Below are 17610 nucleotides of genomic sequence, written 5' to 3'. Positions count from 1 at the left end.
TAAATTATATCATATAAAAAACAAACTACACCTTAGAGATATTCCAAGGTGTAGTTTATTAATTTAATCCTTACACTATTAACTAAGTATCCAGTATTAACTTATATAATTTAAGTGCATATCTATGGCTTACCCTCTAGATTATATTAGCTTTGTTGAAATGCCTTAGAAACTTCTAAATCAGCATTTTCAAGAACTTGTCCAGCTGATTGCATTTGTTGAGCAACCCCTTGTATTATTGGTGGGAACTTTTGCATAAATGAACTGTATAATTCATTAAAGCTTGCTATGAAACTACTTTGAGCAGCACCTTCCCAGTTACCTGTTACTTCATCAATTTTTGACTTTAAAGCTGATAATTCAGATTCAATAGTACTTGCCTTATCATTTGTGAAGCTAGCTCCATCATATAATTCTTGAGGTGTAATTCTAATTTGTGACATTTTTAATTCCTCCATTTTATTTATAATTTTTTTATTTATTTAACCTTTTTAGGTCTCTCCTTCGGAATGTCTTCCGTATTTTCATTATATAATAAACAAAAACCAAATTCCCTAAAAATTCTAATTTTGTGACTATAGTCCTGTCATTTATGGACTATGGTCCTATTTTCAATATAACTATGGTCCTATTCTTCGCTTTTCGGTAAAAAAAGACCATAGTCATATCATTTTTGACTATGGTTCAATCATTATATATAAGTTATTTACTCATTTTTCACTGCCTTTATCTTAACCACTTCACCTTCTTCAAGGATATAACAATCTCCGACAGTAATTTTCTTCTTAAAGTTTCTAACAACATTCATATTCATATCAAATAATTTACTATTTTCTAAATCCTCAAATAAGAATGCTTTTCTATTTTCCTTAATCATCTTAAGAATTTCTGTTGATGCAAAAGAAACCGGTGAATTTTCTACATTATTGAATATGAAGCATACTTTTAGATTTCTATATTGCTTAGTGATCTTCTTAAACATATCCATTGCTTCTTTATTAGTTCCAATATTGACTAAAGCATCATTATTATTAACTACAACAAGTAATAATGGCATTTTCTCTAGGACTTCCTTACCTGATTCACTAACAGCATCATAACGTTCTTCAAGTTTATCATGAACATCCTCTATTACCTCTTCAAAGTTATCATATAGAACAGAATAACTTGAAGTATATCCATAGTCCTCCATAAAGCTAAGATCTTTTTCTATATTATCAATAACCATAGCCTCTACTGGACTACTATATATATTCTTTTGTAGATTTTCCATGATATTACGTAGTAAAGTCTTCTTTCCTCTTCCTTCTTTACCAACTGTACAGAAGAATCCTACCTTTTCCAAATCTATAGTTTCTATTTCAATATTATTGTAGTTTAATCCTACTGGAATCTCGTATTTACTAAAGGATCTATCACTATAATTATCTTCAATATATTCCATTGTTAATAGCTTTGGTATTTCAGGAATTATTCTAGCACCCTTTCCTGAATACTTTTTATTAATTTCTTCTATGAAATTCTTCATATCCTGAACTCTATCAATTTCCTTTTCACCATAGAAAGCAAGATAATTTTGATATTCATAGATATTTTTATCTATAGAAATTATAGCTCTACCTGGAACATTTTTAGGTTGCATTCTGCATTTATCAAATAATACTCCATATTCACTTGAATCATTACAATATAATGCTATTCTTCTACCAAAGTTAGTCATATATTTATAACTGATTCCATTAGTTTGTGAATTAGCAAATATTACAGTTACACCAACTGCTGTACCTTCTCTAACTATATTTAATAGTTCTTCATCTCTATCTGGATATAATTCTTTAAATGCTATAAAGTTATCTAATGCTATAATAATATGTGGTAAATCCTTATAACCTGCTTCTCTATATGAAGCAAAAGAACTTATTCCAAGACTTGATAATATCTCTTTACGTCTTGCTATCTCTTGAATTATCATCTTCGTGAATGTCTTAAGCTTTTCATCCTCTGAAGATGTTATTACCCCTCCAACATGTTTTAATGTTTCAAAGTTCTTAAGTATCATAGAAGCAAAGTCTATAATGTAGAAATTCACTTCTTCTGGTGAGTATTTTTCTGCTACCCCTCTAATTATAGTTTGAAGAATGCTTGTCTTACCAAATTGTGATGAGCCTATTATAATCATATTTCCTTCAAGCAAGTTTAATATTACAGGTGCTTGTAATTGTCTTGTTGGATCATCAAACATACCTATTGGAACTTCTGTAGTTATATCATTCTTTTCTATATCTTCTATGTCACTTAAGTAAATAAGTTCTGGTAAAGGTGGAAGACATATTCCTGGCAATCTCTTTATATTCTTTTCAGCACAATACTCATTAACATATTCAACTATGGCCTCTAGTTGACTTTCACTGTTTTCTCCACTTTTCTTCTTTTCTTGCTTAAATACAGTATTTCTCTTACCCCATAAAGAAACTTCATTTACTTCAAACTCTTTAAAACTTCCCATATCATCATTTACGGCTGATGCTCCACTATATGCTGATTGGAATAATTCAAATATTTCATTATTACCAACTTGTAAGTATGCTCTACCAGGTTCCTTTATTTCTGCAGCTAATGGTGATTTTAATACTTCCTTTGAATCCTGTTGATTTTGAACTTTTAAGCATAGCTTAAACTTTGAGTTACTCCAAATTTGTTCATCAACTACTCCTGAAGGTTTTTGTGTTGCAAGGATAAGGTGGACTCCTAAACTTCTACCTATTCTAGCTGCACTAATAAGTTCTTTCATAAATTCTGGTTGATCGCTTTTAAGTTCTGCAAATTCATCTACTATTAATATTAAATGTGGAAGTGGATAACTAGCTTCTCCTGCCTTAAACTTTTTAATATAAGCATCTATATGATTAACTTCAGCTTCAGCAAAAAGTTCTTGTCTCTTTCTAAGTTCTGCCTTTATAGATAAAAGTGAACGCGTTATTTCTCTACCATCAATATTAGTAATAGCTCCAACTAGATGTGGCAAATCCTTAAATTGATTAACCATACCTCCACCCTTAAAGTCAATTATTACAAACCCAACTTCATATGGATGGAAAAGTGTGGCCATAGATAATATATAACTTTGCAAGATCTCACTTTTACCAGAACCTGTTGTACCTGCCACAAGTCCATGAGGCCCGTGATGTTTTTCATTTAAATCTAGATATACAACTTCTTTACTAGCCTTAACACCAAGAGGTGCTGCCATACTCTTATAAACAACAGATTCTCTCCATCTCTTTTCTATGTCAATTTCATCAACACTTAACACCCCTAAAAGTTCATAAAGAGATATATTTTTTGTTAGTTGTCCTTCTAGAGTAACTTCATCTACATAAACAGGAGCTATCTTTAAAGCTAAAGATTCTAATAAATTTTCTGCTACTTCATTAAAGTTGAATTGAAGATTATCTTCCCCATTTATACTGCTTAATACAACTGCGCTATTTGCATTGTCTTTTAGCCTTATTATTTCATCACAGCCCTTAGGTAATAATTCTTCATGTTCTTCTAAAAATACAAAGGTTACACCATATTCTTTAGAAGATTCAATAAACTTTGAAATAGGGTGATTTTTTATCCCCTTATTATCTAAAACAAATATTATAAAATTCTCTTTAAATTCTTTTTTCTTATCTTCTCTTCTCTTTCCTAGTTCGATATATAAATATTCAAATAATAAATTCTTACTTTCATCATCACAGATTATATTTCTTATGCCAAGATCATCATTTTCCACATGTCTTAACCATCTAAGCCAGCTAAACCTTGCCTTTTCATCTTCCCTAATCATATAGAAAAGTTTAACATCTTTATAAAATTGCCTTCCTACTATATCAAATGTAATGTTTTTTAATATCTTATACAAACTTTCATATTGACCTACTATTCCTAATGCATTTATTTCTGGAAGTTTAGCTACTATTGGTCTATTATCTATATACTTATATTTTTCTTCTATTTGCTCAGGCATACTAACTAAATCATCTTCAAGATTCTTAAATTCAAGTGGCGTTACTTTAACCTTACAATTAGCCGCTTGCCTTCCAGTACCTAATCTCAAATTCAAATAATCTTCGTCTCTTCTATCCCTATCAAAAAGATCTTTCTTAAATCCTTTTATGTTATCAAGATTTTCTTCAATAGGTTTATATATTTTATTTAATACTTCAAGTTCTTTTTCTCTGCATTTTCTAATTGCTTGTTCTTTTTCTTTTAAATATTCTAGATATTTTTCTCTACGTTCTTTTTTATTCTTTCTATATTCTTTTCCATTTGATATAGCTGTTACAATTGACATAATTACACCTACAGACATAGTAGCAACGCTATATAAAACAAAGGCGCCACCCCCCCCCATCATTCCTCTTAAAACAACTGTTATCCCCATCATAGCTAATGCTGGAATTAGAGCTAAAAGTATGCTTCTCTTTTGCTCCTTTGCTAGCTGCTCTGGAGGTAAAATCTCTATTTGATTATCTAGTTCCTTATATTTAATCCTAGTACTCCTATTAAATTTAGGATACTCCATACTATTTATTATCTTTTCATCTACATAATTCAAGGCCTTTATATGCATTCTCTCATCTTTATCTGTATAAAGTTTATGATCTTTCAAATAAAAATAATGTCCAACTATAATAAAGAAATCATAATTATTTAATTTTTTCTTTTCTTTTATCTTCTCTGTATTTATGTAAACTCCATACTTAGTATTATTATCTTTAAGATAGTATTCCCCATTTTCACAAGACAAGGTAACAGTTCCTTGTTTATAAAGGGAGTCATCTATAAAAATATGATTATCTTCGCTGCCACCGATAGTTAATTTTTTTACATCTGTTAAATCAATTATTCTATCATAGTTTTTTGTTACACTATCAAAGTCAATAAAGAAATTTAATTTAAAAAGTTCTCCATTATAATTTTGATATTTTACTATTATTTCATCACCATGTTCAAGTTCTTTATTATATAATTTCATAACACCATCTAAAGTAAAATAGACAGAATTACTACAATTTAATTGCCATCCTTTAGCTGTTTTTACTAGTTCAAATTCAAAACTTTCAAAAAACCTTTCTTTCTTAAATCTAACTTGACAGCCTCTATTTGTTCCAACCTTTATTATATTGCTATCATTGGTAGCAAGTACATGTTCCCTATATATACCTTTACCAGAAATGACTATCTTATATTTATTGTCCAAAATTATCTCTCTCCTCACCTGTAATGTTTATAATCGATCCATTTCTAATCTTAAAATCTTCTAAGGTTCTATTTCCCTTAAGGAGAGCTATTGGATTTTCTGATTTTAGATATACTTCCATCATATTATCTGTATTTATTCCTAAGTTATAGGCTTTATTTAGTGCTATAACTAAATCATTAGCAGTTATATCTAAAGGAACTTCTATATCAACTTTCTTATTTCTCTTATGTATATATAATCTAATTATTGCTTTGTTCATATCTAATTCCTCCTAGCTTATCATATATGCAAGCTTATTAAAGTGAACATTATTTGCTAAAAATTGGACTGTAATATTTTCTTGATTAAAATACTCGATATATTCAACTATGTTACATTTATTTAGAAATTCATCTTTAATTAAATAATTCTCTTTACTTTCAAGGTATTTATTACATATAAATATAAATTTATTTTCATTTGAACAATCTATATTAAATAAAAGAGAATTAAGCTTTATAGCCTCTTCACGCCCTTGCCCAGCTAAAATTATAACCTTATCACTATTACTCATTAACATTGATTTTTCTGCTGTAAGGTCCGAAGAAGTATCTACTATAATATAGTCATACTTCCCAGAAGACTTGATTTTATCAATTAGAAATTCATAATCTGAAAGCTTTATGTTAATAGATGAAAGTGCTTGTCTGAAGGGTAATAAGTAATCAAAAATATTATTATCAATAACACTTTCTAAGCTATCTAGTATATTTTCTTCTCTTGAAATCATCAGTTTATCAAAGCCATTTTGACAATATCTCTCATCTTTCGTAAAATAAAAACTTTGTAAACTTTCTGTACTTATATAGAGAACCTTTCTATTTACTCCTGTAAGTGCTGCTGCAAGTCCAATGCCAACTGTTGTTTTTCCACTCCCGCCAGCTGGTGAATATACCATAAACACTTTGGTATCTTCTATTTTATTTAATAACTCCATTGATTTAGTAACACTGTTATTCATTATGTCACTATACAATTTCTTAACACTTTTATATTTATAAATTCTATGGATATTAAGGTTTTCAGTGCTTCCTTCACCTTCATTCTCCATTAAAATAAATGTATTTCCTATATTATGTTTTTCAAACTCATCTGTATATAAGTTTTCATTAATGACTAATACATCGACCTTTTTAGGTGAACTAAAATACTCCTTCAAATATTCTTTATCTGAAATAACTATAATATCCACTTTATCTTCTAGTTCTTCTATAAATTTCAACTCAATTGGCATCAAATATTTTTCATCTAAGTCAACTAACATAATTGATAGTTTATTCATCCTAATCCCCCCTAAAATCTACATTTCCATAACCATAAAATCTATATTGGCAATGGTAACCTTATCTCCATAACTTATTTTAGTAGCTACATCTCTTCTAAGTCTCCTTGAATTAACAAAAGTTCCATTAGAACTACCCACATCCTGAATATAATACGAATCATTTCTATTTATAACCTTACAATGTCTTCTGCTTACTGCCTTATTAAACCCTATAAACCCATCAACTAAATCTTTACTTGCTCCTATAAGATACTCATCTCTGTCTACTATGAAACTTATTGGCACTGGAGTATTAATCCCCTTTAAAACCAAACTTCCACCATTATCATTTTTATCATATAATAATGAAGTTTCTTCATCATATATTTCCTCTGAAACAGCTGATGTCTGGTTATTTATATAATTACCCATAGGCGTTTGAGGTTCCATAGGAGGAGCCATATTCATAATTGGTTGTTCAACTGCTTGGTTAAAGTTATTATTACTTTGCTGAAAATTCCCATTACCTTCTTGAAAATTAAGATTGGCTTGCTGAAAATTAATATTACCTTGTTGTTGATTAATTGAATTGATTGAATTATTCTGATACTCTTCAACAGATCTGTTTTGCATGTTCATGTTCTGCATATTCATATTACTTGTTTTTTCTTTCTTTTTAGAAAATAGCTTTTCGAAAACTGCAAAAGGTGATTTTTTCTTTTTAACATTAGGATTTATATTAATAGAAATTTGACTAATCTCTTCATTTCTACCTCTGTTATTTAATTCCTTTAAAACAAATTCTAATGGTTTTGAACTCAATAAGTTATTCCTTAAAATATTTATATTTTGCCCTTGCAGATTTCTATTAATATTCATAAGTTGAACTATGTTATTTTTTAATTCACTTACAAAAGTCTCTTCTGACTTATCTCCATAATAACTTAATGGAAGATATATCATATAAACATTTAAATTGTTTATATCTACAAATATACTGCTCATACTAGAATCTATATTTTTATATTCCATAAATCCATTTTCTTTAACACCATTTACAATGGATAATAGTCTTGATATTACTGTAAAAAAACTATCTAAAGACATTTCTTTAGATAATGTAAAAAGATCTCTATATCCTGAAATATCATATACTAATTTTAATTTTCCATTATGTGATACCTTTACACACTTAATAAACCCATTGGTATCTTCATTTCTTAATACCTTATATCCAACATCTGAAAAAATATTTCTATCATCCAACGTATAGTTAATACTTGAGTTATCTCTATATTCACTAAACATGTTCCTCATTCTATCCCTCCTAGATATACTTTTTTCCGTATATATCAAAATTATAAACCGTTTTTTGTTCCTTTTCCTCAATAAGGGCAAAAAAGTGACCATAGTCCTAAGATTTTAAGACTATGGTCCTATAAGCTTATACCAAAAAATAGCTTTATAAACACATTATAATTAATAAATACTTCTCAATATCCAGTAAACATCATATTCCTTCTGAAGTTTTATTCTATTTTCATCACCTTCAGGTAATTTATTGATAGCATCTTGTGCTGGTTTAAATTTGTCTATATTCCAATGATCCTTGTGAAGAATTTCCATAGCTTTATTGGCATTTTCTAAATTTATTCTATAAGTTTCATCTGTACTTTCTTTATCTTGTAACGAAACATTATCCTTAACAGTTATACTTATATCTTCCAGTGCATGAACAGTAATAGCTTTAGAAAATATTAAATTGTACCCAATTACAAATGTAGTTGTAACAGCTAGTAAACTTCCAATCATTTTTGTTTTTTGTGCTTTAATTCCCATTTTTCTCCCCCTGTAATTTGTATATTTTTACATAATAAGTATATACCTTCTAAAATCCTTAAACAAGCTTTTTGACATAACAAAAAAAAGATATAACAATTAAATTTGTTATACCCTTTTACAAATATGAATTTACTCTTCAAAGATAAGGCCTTCCTTTAATACTCCTTTATCCATTGAAAAAATTCTATCTGCTACTTTCTTAGCAAATTCCATATCATGAGTTATTATAAGATTAGACATACCTTTAAGATTTAAACTTTTAATTAGCTTTCCCACCTCATCAGTTAAACTTGGATCTAATGCTGATGTCGGTTCATCAAAACACATTAGTTTTGGCTCTAACGCTAACGCTCTACCAATTGCAACTCTTTGCTTTTGTCCTCCTGATAATTCAAACGGATAATTATTTTCCTTATCACTAAGACCTAAAAATCCTAAAATTTCTCTGGAATTTTCTATGGCCTTTTCTTTAGATACTCCAAAGACCCTTTGAGGAGCTTCAATAAGATTTTCTAAAACACTCATATGAGGAAAAAGATTATACCCTTGAAAAACCATTCCGACATCTCTTCTTATATCTTTAAGCCCATTTTTATCTACATATTTTCCTTCATAACATAACTTTTTACCATTTATCTCAATTGTCCCTTTATCCGCTTTTTCTAAGGCATTAACACATCTTAACAATGTTGTTTTACCTCCACCAGATGGACCTACTATAACTAAAGTCTCTCCAGCTTTTACAGTTAAATCAACACCCTTTAAGACCTCAGTATTTTTAAAACTTTTTCTAAGCCCAGTTATCTTTAACATAGTCTTTCCTCCTACTCGTAATAGTTATATTTTTCTTCTACTTTAGAAAGCAACTTAGTAAATATAGCTATAAGTAATAAATAAACAACACCTACTAATAGCAAAGGAAGCAATGAAGAAAGTTTATTAGAAGCTGCTTTTGCAATTTTAAGAAGTTCATCCAGTCCTACTACATATACTAAGGAGGTATCCTTAACTAAAGTAATTATCTCATTTGCCACTGGTGGTATTATTCTCTTAAAAGCTTGAGGTAATATTATTCTAAGGAAAGTGTCCTTTGAAGATAAACCTAAAACTTCTGCTCCTTCATATTGTCCTTTATCTATTGAAAGTATTCCACCTCTAAAGATTTCACCAAAATATGCAGCATAATTAAGTACAAAAGCTACTAGTGCCGCTAGAAATCTTTCTATATTTATACCTAATAGAGGCAAACCAAAAAATATAAATACTAATTGTAAGAGAAGTGGGGTCCCCCTCATTATTAAAACATAAACTCCTGTTATGCTTTTTATTATTTTCACCTTAGAAATTCTTCCTAATGAAACTACTATTCCAAGTGGAATAGAAAGAATTAAAGTAAGTACAAATACCTTTAAAGTCATTATTAAACCTTCAAGTAATTGTGGCATTAACTCCACTGTCGTATTCATTGATTGATTAATAAATTCAATTATCGTGTTCATATAGGGACATCCACCTTCCAGTACTTTAAAAATTACTTTTGTATTATATCTTCACCAAACCATTTTTTAGAGATTTCTGAAGCTGTTCCGTCTGCTACTACTTCTTCATATGCCTTATTAAACGCATCTAAGAATTCTTTATCGCCTTTTCTGATACCTACAGCGTATTCTTCATCACCAAAATCATCACTTAAAACTTTATATTTAGTTTCACCTTTAAGATTTATATAATATCTTGAAAGAATTTCATCTGCAACTACTGCATCACTTCTACCAGCTTCTAAATCTCTTAGCGCTTCATCATTAGTTGAAAATGTAACTAACTCTTTAAAGTTATCTTTGTAATCACCTATTGCATCAATTGCACTTGATTGATCTTGAGCTGCTACCTTTTTCCCTTTTAAGTCTTCTTTTGAACTTATATTAGAATTGGCTAAAGTAATAATTACTTGTCTATTTTTTAAGTATGATTTAGAAAAATCAACTTCTTTCTTTCTATCTTCAGTAACTGAATAACCATTCCAGATTAAATCTATATTTCCATTCTTAAGTTCTGATTCTTTCATTGTCCAATCTATAGGTTGAAAAGTAATCTTTTTATTTAACTTTTTGCCTACAGCTTCAGATAACTCAATATCAAAACCTGTGTAATTTCCATCATTGCCTTTAAATCCCATTGGTACAAAAGTATCATCAAAACCTAATACTATTTCGTCTTTATCTAAAGTTTTTATTTTATTCTTATCACTCCCACAAGCAACCATGCCTATAGCTAGTGTTCCAATCATTGTTATGATTAATCCTTTTTTAAATAAGTTTTTTAAGTTCATTTTTGCCACCCCTTAAATATGCTTTATGTTTCTTACTTATTTAATACTTTATCATACTAAAGCGCTAAATGCAATAAAAATTTTGTGAGTTTTAAGGAGAATGGTAAATATGTGGCATGTTAATAATATGTGATATTAAATCAGAAAGAAAAAATCCAAGTCTATTTAAATACATCTCATGTTAATAGTTAATCTTTTACTCTTCCAATAACAATTCCAGCTGGCTTATTTAAATACATCTCATGTTAATAGTTAATACTGGGTTTACACTAAATTTAATATCTTTTCCATCATTTAAATACATCTCATGTTAATAGTTAATGAAAAAATAATTTACGAACTGGTATTGATTTATATATTTAAATACATCTCATGTTAATAGTTAATCTTCACAGATAGCAAAACAACTCTTACCACTACCTATTTAAATACATCTCATGTTAATAGTTAATACGTTAGAAGTGTTATATAGCTGCGGAATTATATGTATTTAAATACATCTCATGTTAATAGTTAATCCAAGTTGTTTCAAAACATTATCTTTTACTATAAAATTTAAATACATCTCATGTTAATAGTTAATAAAATGTCTTAATACACATAAATTATATTGTGTACAATTTAAATACATCTCATGTTAATAGTTAATATAAGGTATTCAGTTTACTTTAACAATATAGTTAAATTTAAATACATCTCATGTTAATAGTTAATCCATAACCATATGTACCTCCTTTTCCAGCAAAACTTATTTAAATACATCTCATGTTAATAGTTAATTACTTTTCGTATATACTCTAAATCGCTCTCCATAATATTTAAATACATCTCATGTTAATAGTTAATTTTTAGTTCTACCATTTTAACCTCTCCTTTATTTTCATTTAAATACATCTCATGTTAATAGTTAATTAGGTTATCCAATGTAGTATCTAAAGCATTGGCAAGATTTAAATACATCTCATGTTAATAGTTAATCTTTCACCATCTAAATCATTAACTGTGGCTTCAAAATTTAAATACATCTCATGTTAATAGTTAATAAAGAGAGAAAAACTATCAAGATTTATTAGAAAAAAATTTAAATACATCTCATGTTAATAGTTAATTTTATTTATGTACTTAAAACAACAGAAAAAAGAGATTTAAATACATCTCATGTTAATAGTTAATCTTATTGCAATCGGAACTTCTTTAGCTATTATTGATTTAAATACATCTCATGTTAATAGTTAATGATCTCTCTAATCTCCAATCGTTTGGAATTTTACATTTAAATACATCTCATGTTAATAGTTAATTAAATGCACTAGGATTTATTAAGTAAAGGAGGAAGATTTAAATACATCTCATGTTAATAGTTAATCCACATATATGGCAGCCCGGCTCATACTTCCTAAATTTAAATACATCTCATGTTAATAGTTAATGTTAAAAATCCTTTTTATGCAAATGTATTAGCTTAATTTAAATACATCTCATGTTAATAGTTAATAAAAAAACATAATGAAGTTTACTACCACTAACACTTATTTAAATACATCTCATGTTAATAGTTAATTTACACCAATAATGTGTTAAGCAATTTGTAGATTATTTAAATACATCTCATGTTAATAGTTAATATGATGCACAGGACGGTTCAAAAAGATATATAACATTTAAATACATCTCATGTTAATAGTTAATTCTATATAATATCAAATTTGCTGTAGATTATAAAAAATTTAAATACATCTCATGTTAATAGTTAATTTCATAACACTATACACTCCATTGCATATATCTTTAATTTAAATACATCTCATGTTAATAGTTAATTAATCTCTTTAACTTCTTTTTTCTTCCACATAACAAATTTAAATACATCTCATGTTAATAGTTAATGCACAAGTTGTCAAAAGAAAGTAGGCGCTTAATAATTTAAATACATCTCATGTTAATAGTTAATTTGCAGATAGAAGAATATAGAAAGGAGTAAACCCAATTTAAATACATCTCATGTTAATAGTTAATTAAATATTTCTTAAAATTAGATAATAAAAATGTTTTATTTAAATACATCTCATGTTAATAGTTAATAATGATTTTAATATGTGTGAAAGATATACACTTGCATTTAAATACATCTCATGTTAATAGTTAATAAAGCGTTAAATGTACCTGTAAATTATTTTTTCGAATTTAAATACATCTCATGTTAATAGTTAATAATATGAACATATTACTTTTACAGAACTTTTCGATAATTTAAATACATCTCATGTTAATAGTTAATATGCAAGCAGTAGATTATGCAATAAGGAATTTAAAATTTAAATACATCTCATGTTAATAGTTAATGCTTGTAATTTCTTCATTCTTACTTTATTATATCATATCCAACTTCAGTAATAGAGCCATTGTATAAAAAATTTACCAACCCACTATTATAAATCTATAATTTTTTATATTATTATGAAACCCCTTATTTCTTAAGGCTTCTATGAATGCGAAACTAAATTAGCTTGGTAAATTTATATTATTAGGTCTTCACCTGTTGATCCTGCCGAAACACCTAAGACTTCTTCTCCAAAAACATTATCGTTCATAAGTTTTATAATACAAACAAAGTCCTCACTCTTATCTATAACTTTATTTATATCTTTCTTAAAACTTATTAATTTTGATGGAGACATCTCTCCACGAAATACTGACTTTTGAAAGTGTGATAGATATTTTTTACAAATCTTAAATACTTTCTGAACTCTCTTTTCATTTACATCATAAAATACAAAAGCATAATTGTAATTTGTTATTTTCCCCACTACATCCCCTCCTTAATTCTAAATGGAATAAACTCTTTATCTTCCATAATAAATTTTATAAGCTTATAGCAATCTAATTTAAGAGCTGTTCTATAGGTTACTCTTCTTTTAAGTTTAGGATGTTCAAATGCCGATTCTAATCTTTCTTCAAATGCATTTATAAATATTTTTCTCCCCTCTTCATTTAAGAGACAATAATTAACCTTCTTATCAAAATGTTTTGCAACTTGAAGTTTTTTATTATTCACTAAATCAAAAATTGTTCTATAAACTATAACTGGCTTAAACACTTCACTTATATCAAGGCTTAAGGAAAATCGGCCTTCTGATGGTTCATGCAAAAAGCTTATTCTCTGATCTATATGAGTTCTATAAATTGCTGAAATTGTTTTTGTGTATAACAATGTATTACCAAAAGATATTAATGCGTTTATTGGGTTATCTGGAGGTCTTTTTACCCTTTTATTCATTATGAAATCCGATGGTAAAAAGCTCTTAAAATCTCTATAAAATCTTTGCCACACTTCTCCTTCTGTCGCCATAAGTTCTTTTATATTTGTGCTTTCATCTACTCTTCTATAAAATTCACTTTTTATCCAATCAATAGTCCCCTTCACCTCTTTTTTATTATGTTTGTAATAATGATATAATACTTCTCTAATATTTCCACCTATACCACTAACAATAGCTTTAGCCACATCTAGTCTAGAATTATTGAATTTTTCGACTTGCTTCACTAAGAGTTTTCCACTATTGTACTGATTTCTTGGATAGAAAGTTCCACTATACCCTTCATAATAATTAAAAAAGTGTACAACAATATTATTGGTTGATAAGAAGTCTAATAACTTTGTATTTATACTTATTTCATTTAAGCAATATATTTCTTTTGTATTTTCTATTGGTATATAAACATTTTTACCATCTTTTCTAAAGCATAAAGAATTGTCTTTTCGTATAAGCTCTCCCATAGATGTAATATATCTTGTACTTCCCATAAAATCCTCCTAAATATAACAATACTCATAATAGGCACATTTTTTACATTTGGGTTTGTTTAAGACACCTGGTATATTATCACCTGATAGTAATTCATTAATTTCATTTATATAATTTTCTAATTCTTCTTCTATTTCATCAGTTAATTCTACATATACTACTTTTTTGTCCTTTTTATTTTTCTCAACAAACTCCAATTTACCTTTACGTATTATCCCTTTATTTTTAAGCACTTTTAAATAATATGTAAGCTGCCACTTAGCAGCATCTTTGTCAGCATCTGATTTTTTTACTTCTGTTAAATATTCTGATGTTAACTTGTCTACTTTTATATTTTCTATAGCAATTTCTGCATTATCTGTTTTTTCACTTCTCTCTTCATGAATAGCCTTTCCTATTTTAACAAGTTCACTATTATCTTCTAAGTTAAGCCTATTCCCATGAAGATAGCATTGTCTTTTGCAATGAAAATAATAATTTATTAATGTTCCATTTATCATATCTCTATAAAGTCACCCACTCCACTTATAAATCTTTCCTTATTTAACTTTCCATCATCAAAGTACTTATCTCCATTTTCGATATAGTACAACTCTCCAATCTTTTGAGTATATGGGAAAGTGTCACATTTCATTATTTCATATATGAAATTATTCATTAAACTTCTTACTCTAGATAACTTTACTTCCTTTTCTGAATAACTCAGTTTGTTATCTTTTAATAATTCCTCGTATTCTTCCCATATAGCTTTTCCATCTAAAATTGTTCCATCATCTTTTTTAATTTCACTTGATAAATAAACTGACATATGCCATCTATCATCTTCTATTAATCTCATTCTAGTTTCTACATCTTTAAACTTCAGATTACCTACAATTTCAACAAAAAAATCCTCTATATTAGTTTCACTAAAAGACTCATTATAATCCTCTTTTAGTTTTTCAATAACAGGTTTATAATAGCTTTCAAAATTTTTATCAACTAATATTTCCTTCATATTTTCATCTAATAGACTAAGACTTTTGTTTGCTCTTATATCATTTTTATAAATACTCTCCATCTTATCTAAATTAAAAAAGTAAACTGTTCCATCTTTCTTACATGACCTATTGATTCTTCCCATAAACTGCTCATCGCTATCAAGTTTTGAAATATCCTTGTAGCCTATGTCCATATCAATATCTACTCCAGCTTCAACTACCTGAGTAGAAACAAGAATTATACTTTTCTTCTCTTTAACAAGCTTTAATATTCTTTTTCTTTCTATGGTATTATCATCACCTGTCATTAACTGAACTTCATCAAAATCCTCATCCTCTTTTAAACTTCTATAAAAGTTATAGGCACTCTGCTTATTTATAAATTCAATAAGTATCTTTTTATTTAATTAACTAGATTTTTTAACATGTGTATATAGCTCATCCAATATGTTTTCTTTATCCATAAGCTCATAACTAACTTTTACTCTATCTTTAAAAAGTGGATTAGAAAAATACTTTTCTCTATCTCTAATTAGATTTATCGTATTTTCTTTTGACTTTAACAATAAGTTTAAATTAGGCAATGTAGCAGACATTATTATTACCTTCATATTTAAAATCTTTGAAAATCCTTTTAAGAAAGATATTATTTCTGTCCATATTACATTTTTGTAGCTTTGAATTTCATCTAAAATTATTACACTATTAGCTAACTGATGAAATCCAAAGGATGACTCTTTTGATGCACCAAACATTGTATCAAATATACTTACATGAGTAGTTAGTACTATCGGATAATTTAAGAATTGCCTGTCTAACAATGATTTTGAATAGAAATCTTCATTACTTTCTTCTTCATATTTATCAGTTTTTATAGGATAAATAGAGTTAACTACAGCAATATTATTTAATATTTTTTCATTGCACTCAAATATCTTTGTAAATGATTCTAAGTTTTGTTCAACAAGAGTATTAAAAGGATAAATATTATATATCTTCTTTAAGGTTGGTTCCTTTTCAATTAATTTAAAACTCAAATTCATGGATACATTACTTTTACCACTACCAGTTGGGGCTTCTAAAAAGAAAATATTTTCATCTATATGGTCAATTAATACCTTTTCTGCATCTAAGAACATTTCATTTCTCAATATATTAATATCACTTATATTATCTAGCTTTTTACTACCATATTGTTTCTCTTCATAATTTCTTATACTTTTGATTACATCAGTTCTTTTATAAATATCATAAAACTCATAAACATCATCTAACCCACCAAAAGTTTTCATTTCTACGCCATTCATAAACTCTGTAGTTGAATAGTAATCACTTGCTAATAACAGTGAGTATAACAATTTACCATAGGTATAAAGATAAATAGATTCTTCTCTATTACATTTCTTTAAAACTTTCTTTGTATTTTTACATTGCGTCTTAACTTTACTTTCTTCTAAATTAAATCCCTTTATATATATCTCTTTATAGGTATTTGTAAAAATATCTATAACTTTAAAACCTACTTCTCCTTCATCAAATTTATCAATATATTTAACGAATTCATCTAAACTTCCATGATGTTTTGAGATTATATATGAATTTAAAAACATAAAGGTTCTAAGTATCTTTTTCTCTTGTGCTGGATAAGTCATTACTTTATTCCAAAAATAATCTATATATAACACTGATGAAACAATAGAATGTTTAGTATCAACTGCACAAAATTTTTCATCAAACTTAATAGATTCATTATCCATTTTTCTGCTTTGAAATATTGGATTAATTTTTCCCATATCGTGAAGTGTAATAGTGTTTATAAATAATTCTTTGAATAACTTGATTGCCTCCAAGCTTAAACCGCCTAAATATAAACGTTCAAAATTTCTTAATACTAAATCAATATTTTTTTCTTTTACTAATTTATTAAAATATCTTAAGCATAACTTAGTATGGTCAAATAACTCCTCCTTGTTATTACTTTTTTTGCTCCCTAAATGCGCATAATATTTAAATTTATCACTTAGTAATTCATTAACTTTAATAATTTCAATCTCATCAAAATACATTAATTTGCCCCCCTAACTTTAAAGGAGGGT

14 protein-coding genes and 1 CRISPR repeat array are annotated in these 17610 nt (G+C 27.6%); all 14 genes read right to left on the bottom strand.

The window, feature by feature from the left end:
- Nucleotides 1-146: 146 nt before the first annotated feature.
- Nucleotides 147-443: a WXG100 family type VII secretion target gene (locus tag H9661_RS13205; RefSeq protein ID WP_185966722.1), complete on the bottom strand. Its 297-nt coding sequence runs from the start codon at nucleotides 441-443 to the stop codon at nucleotides 147-149.
- A 263-nt stretch (nucleotides 444-706) separates the two neighbouring features.
- Nucleotides 707-5251 (bottom strand): type VII secretion protein EssC, encoded by a 4545-nt coding sequence (gene essC, locus H9661_RS13200; RefSeq protein ID WP_143315318.1) that lies wholly within the window; start codon nucleotides 5249-5251, stop codon nucleotides 707-709.
- A complete protein-coding gene (locus H9661_RS13195) occupies nucleotides 5241-5513 on the bottom strand; it encodes an EsaB/YukD family protein (protein ID WP_143315319.1) in 273 nt (90 codons plus the stop codon). Before H9661_RS13195 ends, essC begins: the two co-directional genes overlap by 11 nt.
- A 12-nt stretch (nucleotides 5514-5525) precedes the next feature.
- Complete coding sequence (locus tag H9661_RS13190; RefSeq protein WP_143315320.1) at nucleotides 5526-6575, bottom strand: AAA family ATPase; 1050 nt, start codon at nucleotides 6573-6575, stop codon at nucleotides 5526-5528.
- 18 nt (nucleotides 6576-6593) lie between these two features.
- Complete coding sequence (locus H9661_RS13185; protein WP_185966723.1) at nucleotides 6594-7874, bottom strand: FHA domain-containing protein; 1281 nt, start codon at nucleotides 7872-7874, stop codon at nucleotides 6594-6596.
- 162 nt (nucleotides 7875-8036) lie between these two features.
- Nucleotides 8037-8396 (bottom strand): hypothetical protein, encoded by a 360-nt coding sequence (locus H9661_RS13180; protein WP_143315322.1) that lies wholly within the window; start codon nucleotides 8394-8396, stop codon nucleotides 8037-8039.
- A gap of 132 nt (nucleotides 8397-8528) precedes the next feature.
- Entirely contained in the window at nucleotides 8529-9212 is a 684-nt protein-coding gene (locus H9661_RS13175; protein WP_143315323.1) for an amino acid ABC transporter ATP-binding protein, read from the bottom strand.
- An 11-nt stretch (nucleotides 9213-9223) separates the two neighbouring features.
- Nucleotides 9224-9865: an amino acid ABC transporter permease gene (locus H9661_RS13170; RefSeq protein WP_191769328.1), complete on the bottom strand. Its 642-nt coding sequence runs from the start codon at nucleotides 9863-9865 to the stop codon at nucleotides 9224-9226.
- A 65-nt stretch (nucleotides 9866-9930) separates the two neighbouring features.
- Complete coding sequence (locus tag H9661_RS13165; RefSeq protein ID WP_143315324.1) at nucleotides 9931-10728, bottom strand: amino acid ABC transporter substrate-binding protein; 798 nt, start codon at nucleotides 10726-10728, stop codon at nucleotides 9931-9933.
- Nucleotides 10729-10891: 163 nt separating this feature from the next.
- A CRISPR array of direct repeats spans nucleotides 10892-13071; the repeat unit is 30 nt; unit sequence ATTTAAATACATCTCATGTTAATAGTTAAT.
- Between the two features lie 173 nt (nucleotides 13072-13244).
- Entirely contained in the window at nucleotides 13245-13535 is a 291-nt protein-coding gene (gene cas2 / locus H9661_RS13160) for a CRISPR-associated endonuclease Cas2 (protein ID WP_191769280.1), read from the bottom strand.
- Nucleotides 13535-14533 carry a type I-B CRISPR-associated endonuclease Cas1b gene (cas1b, locus tag H9661_RS13155; RefSeq protein ID WP_191769278.1) on the bottom strand — a complete coding sequence of 333 codons (999 nt, stop codon included), beginning with the start codon at nucleotides 14531-14533 and terminating at the stop codon, nucleotides 13535-13537. Before cas1b ends, cas2 begins: the two co-directional genes overlap by 1 nt.
- 9 nt (nucleotides 14534-14542) lie before the next feature.
- Nucleotides 14543-15034 (bottom strand): CRISPR-associated protein Cas4, encoded by a 492-nt coding sequence (gene cas4 / locus H9661_RS13150; RefSeq protein ID WP_191769275.1) that lies wholly within the window; start codon nucleotides 15032-15034, stop codon nucleotides 14543-14545.
- A complete protein-coding gene (locus tag H9661_RS13145) occupies nucleotides 15031-15903 on the bottom strand; it encodes a helicase-related protein (RefSeq protein WP_341480430.1) in 873 nt (290 codons plus the stop codon). Before H9661_RS13145 ends, cas4 begins: the two co-directional genes overlap by 4 nt.
- Nucleotides 15904-15921: 18 nt before the next feature.
- Nucleotides 15922-17580: a CRISPR-associated endonuclease Cas3'' gene (locus H9661_RS13140; RefSeq protein WP_191769273.1), complete on the bottom strand. Its 1659-nt coding sequence runs from the start codon at nucleotides 17578-17580 to the stop codon at nucleotides 15922-15924.
- Between the last annotated feature and the right edge of the window lie 30 nt (nucleotides 17581-17610).

Source organism: Clostridium cibarium (assembly GCF_014836335.1).
GTDB classification, from domain to species: domain Bacteria; phylum Bacillota; class Clostridia; order Clostridiales; family Clostridiaceae; genus Clostridium; species Clostridium cibarium.
Note: the sequence above shows the minus strand (reverse complement) of the source record. Positions and strands in the feature narration are given on the sequence as shown.

Bases quoted from the DNA above. Each gene is read 5' to 3' on its own strand.
- H9661_RS13205 (WP_185966722.1), bottom strand. From the start codon at position 443: ATGTCACAAATTAGAATTACACCTCAAGAATTATATGATGGAGCTAGC.
- H9661_RS13195 (WP_143315319.1), bottom strand. From the start codon at position 5,513: ATGAACAAAGCAATAATTAGATTATATATACATAAGAGAAATAAGAAA.
- H9661_RS13190 (WP_143315320.1), bottom strand. From the start codon at position 6,575: ATGAATAAACTATCAATTATGTTAGTTGACTTAGATGAAAAATATTTG.
- H9661_RS13185 (WP_185966723.1), bottom strand. From the start codon at position 7,874: ATGAGGAACATGTTTAGTGAATATAGAGATAACTCAAGTATTAACTAT.
- H9661_RS13180 (WP_143315322.1), bottom strand. From the start codon at position 8,396: ATGGGAATTAAAGCACAAAAAACAAAAATGATTGGAAGTTTACTAGCT.
- H9661_RS13175 (WP_143315323.1), bottom strand. From the start codon at position 9,212: ATGTTAAAGATAACTGGGCTTAGAAAAAGTTTTAAAAATACTGAGGTC.
- H9661_RS13170 (WP_191769328.1), bottom strand. From the start codon at position 9,865: ATGAATACGACAGTGGAGTTAATGCCACAATTACTTGAAGGTTTAATA.
- H9661_RS13165 (WP_143315324.1), bottom strand. From the start codon at position 10,728: ATGAACTTAAAAAACTTATTTAAAAAAGGATTAATCATAACAATGATT.
- cas1b (WP_191769278.1), bottom strand. From the start codon at position 14,533: ATGGGAAGTACAAGATATATTACATCTATGGGAGAGCTTATACGAAAA.
- cas4 (WP_191769275.1), bottom strand. From the start codon at position 15,034: ATGATAAATGGAACATTAATAAATTATTATTTTCATTGCAAAAGACAA.
- H9661_RS13140 (WP_191769273.1), bottom strand. From the start codon at position 17,580: ATGTATTTTGATGAGATTGAAATTATTAAAGTTAATGAATTACTAAGT.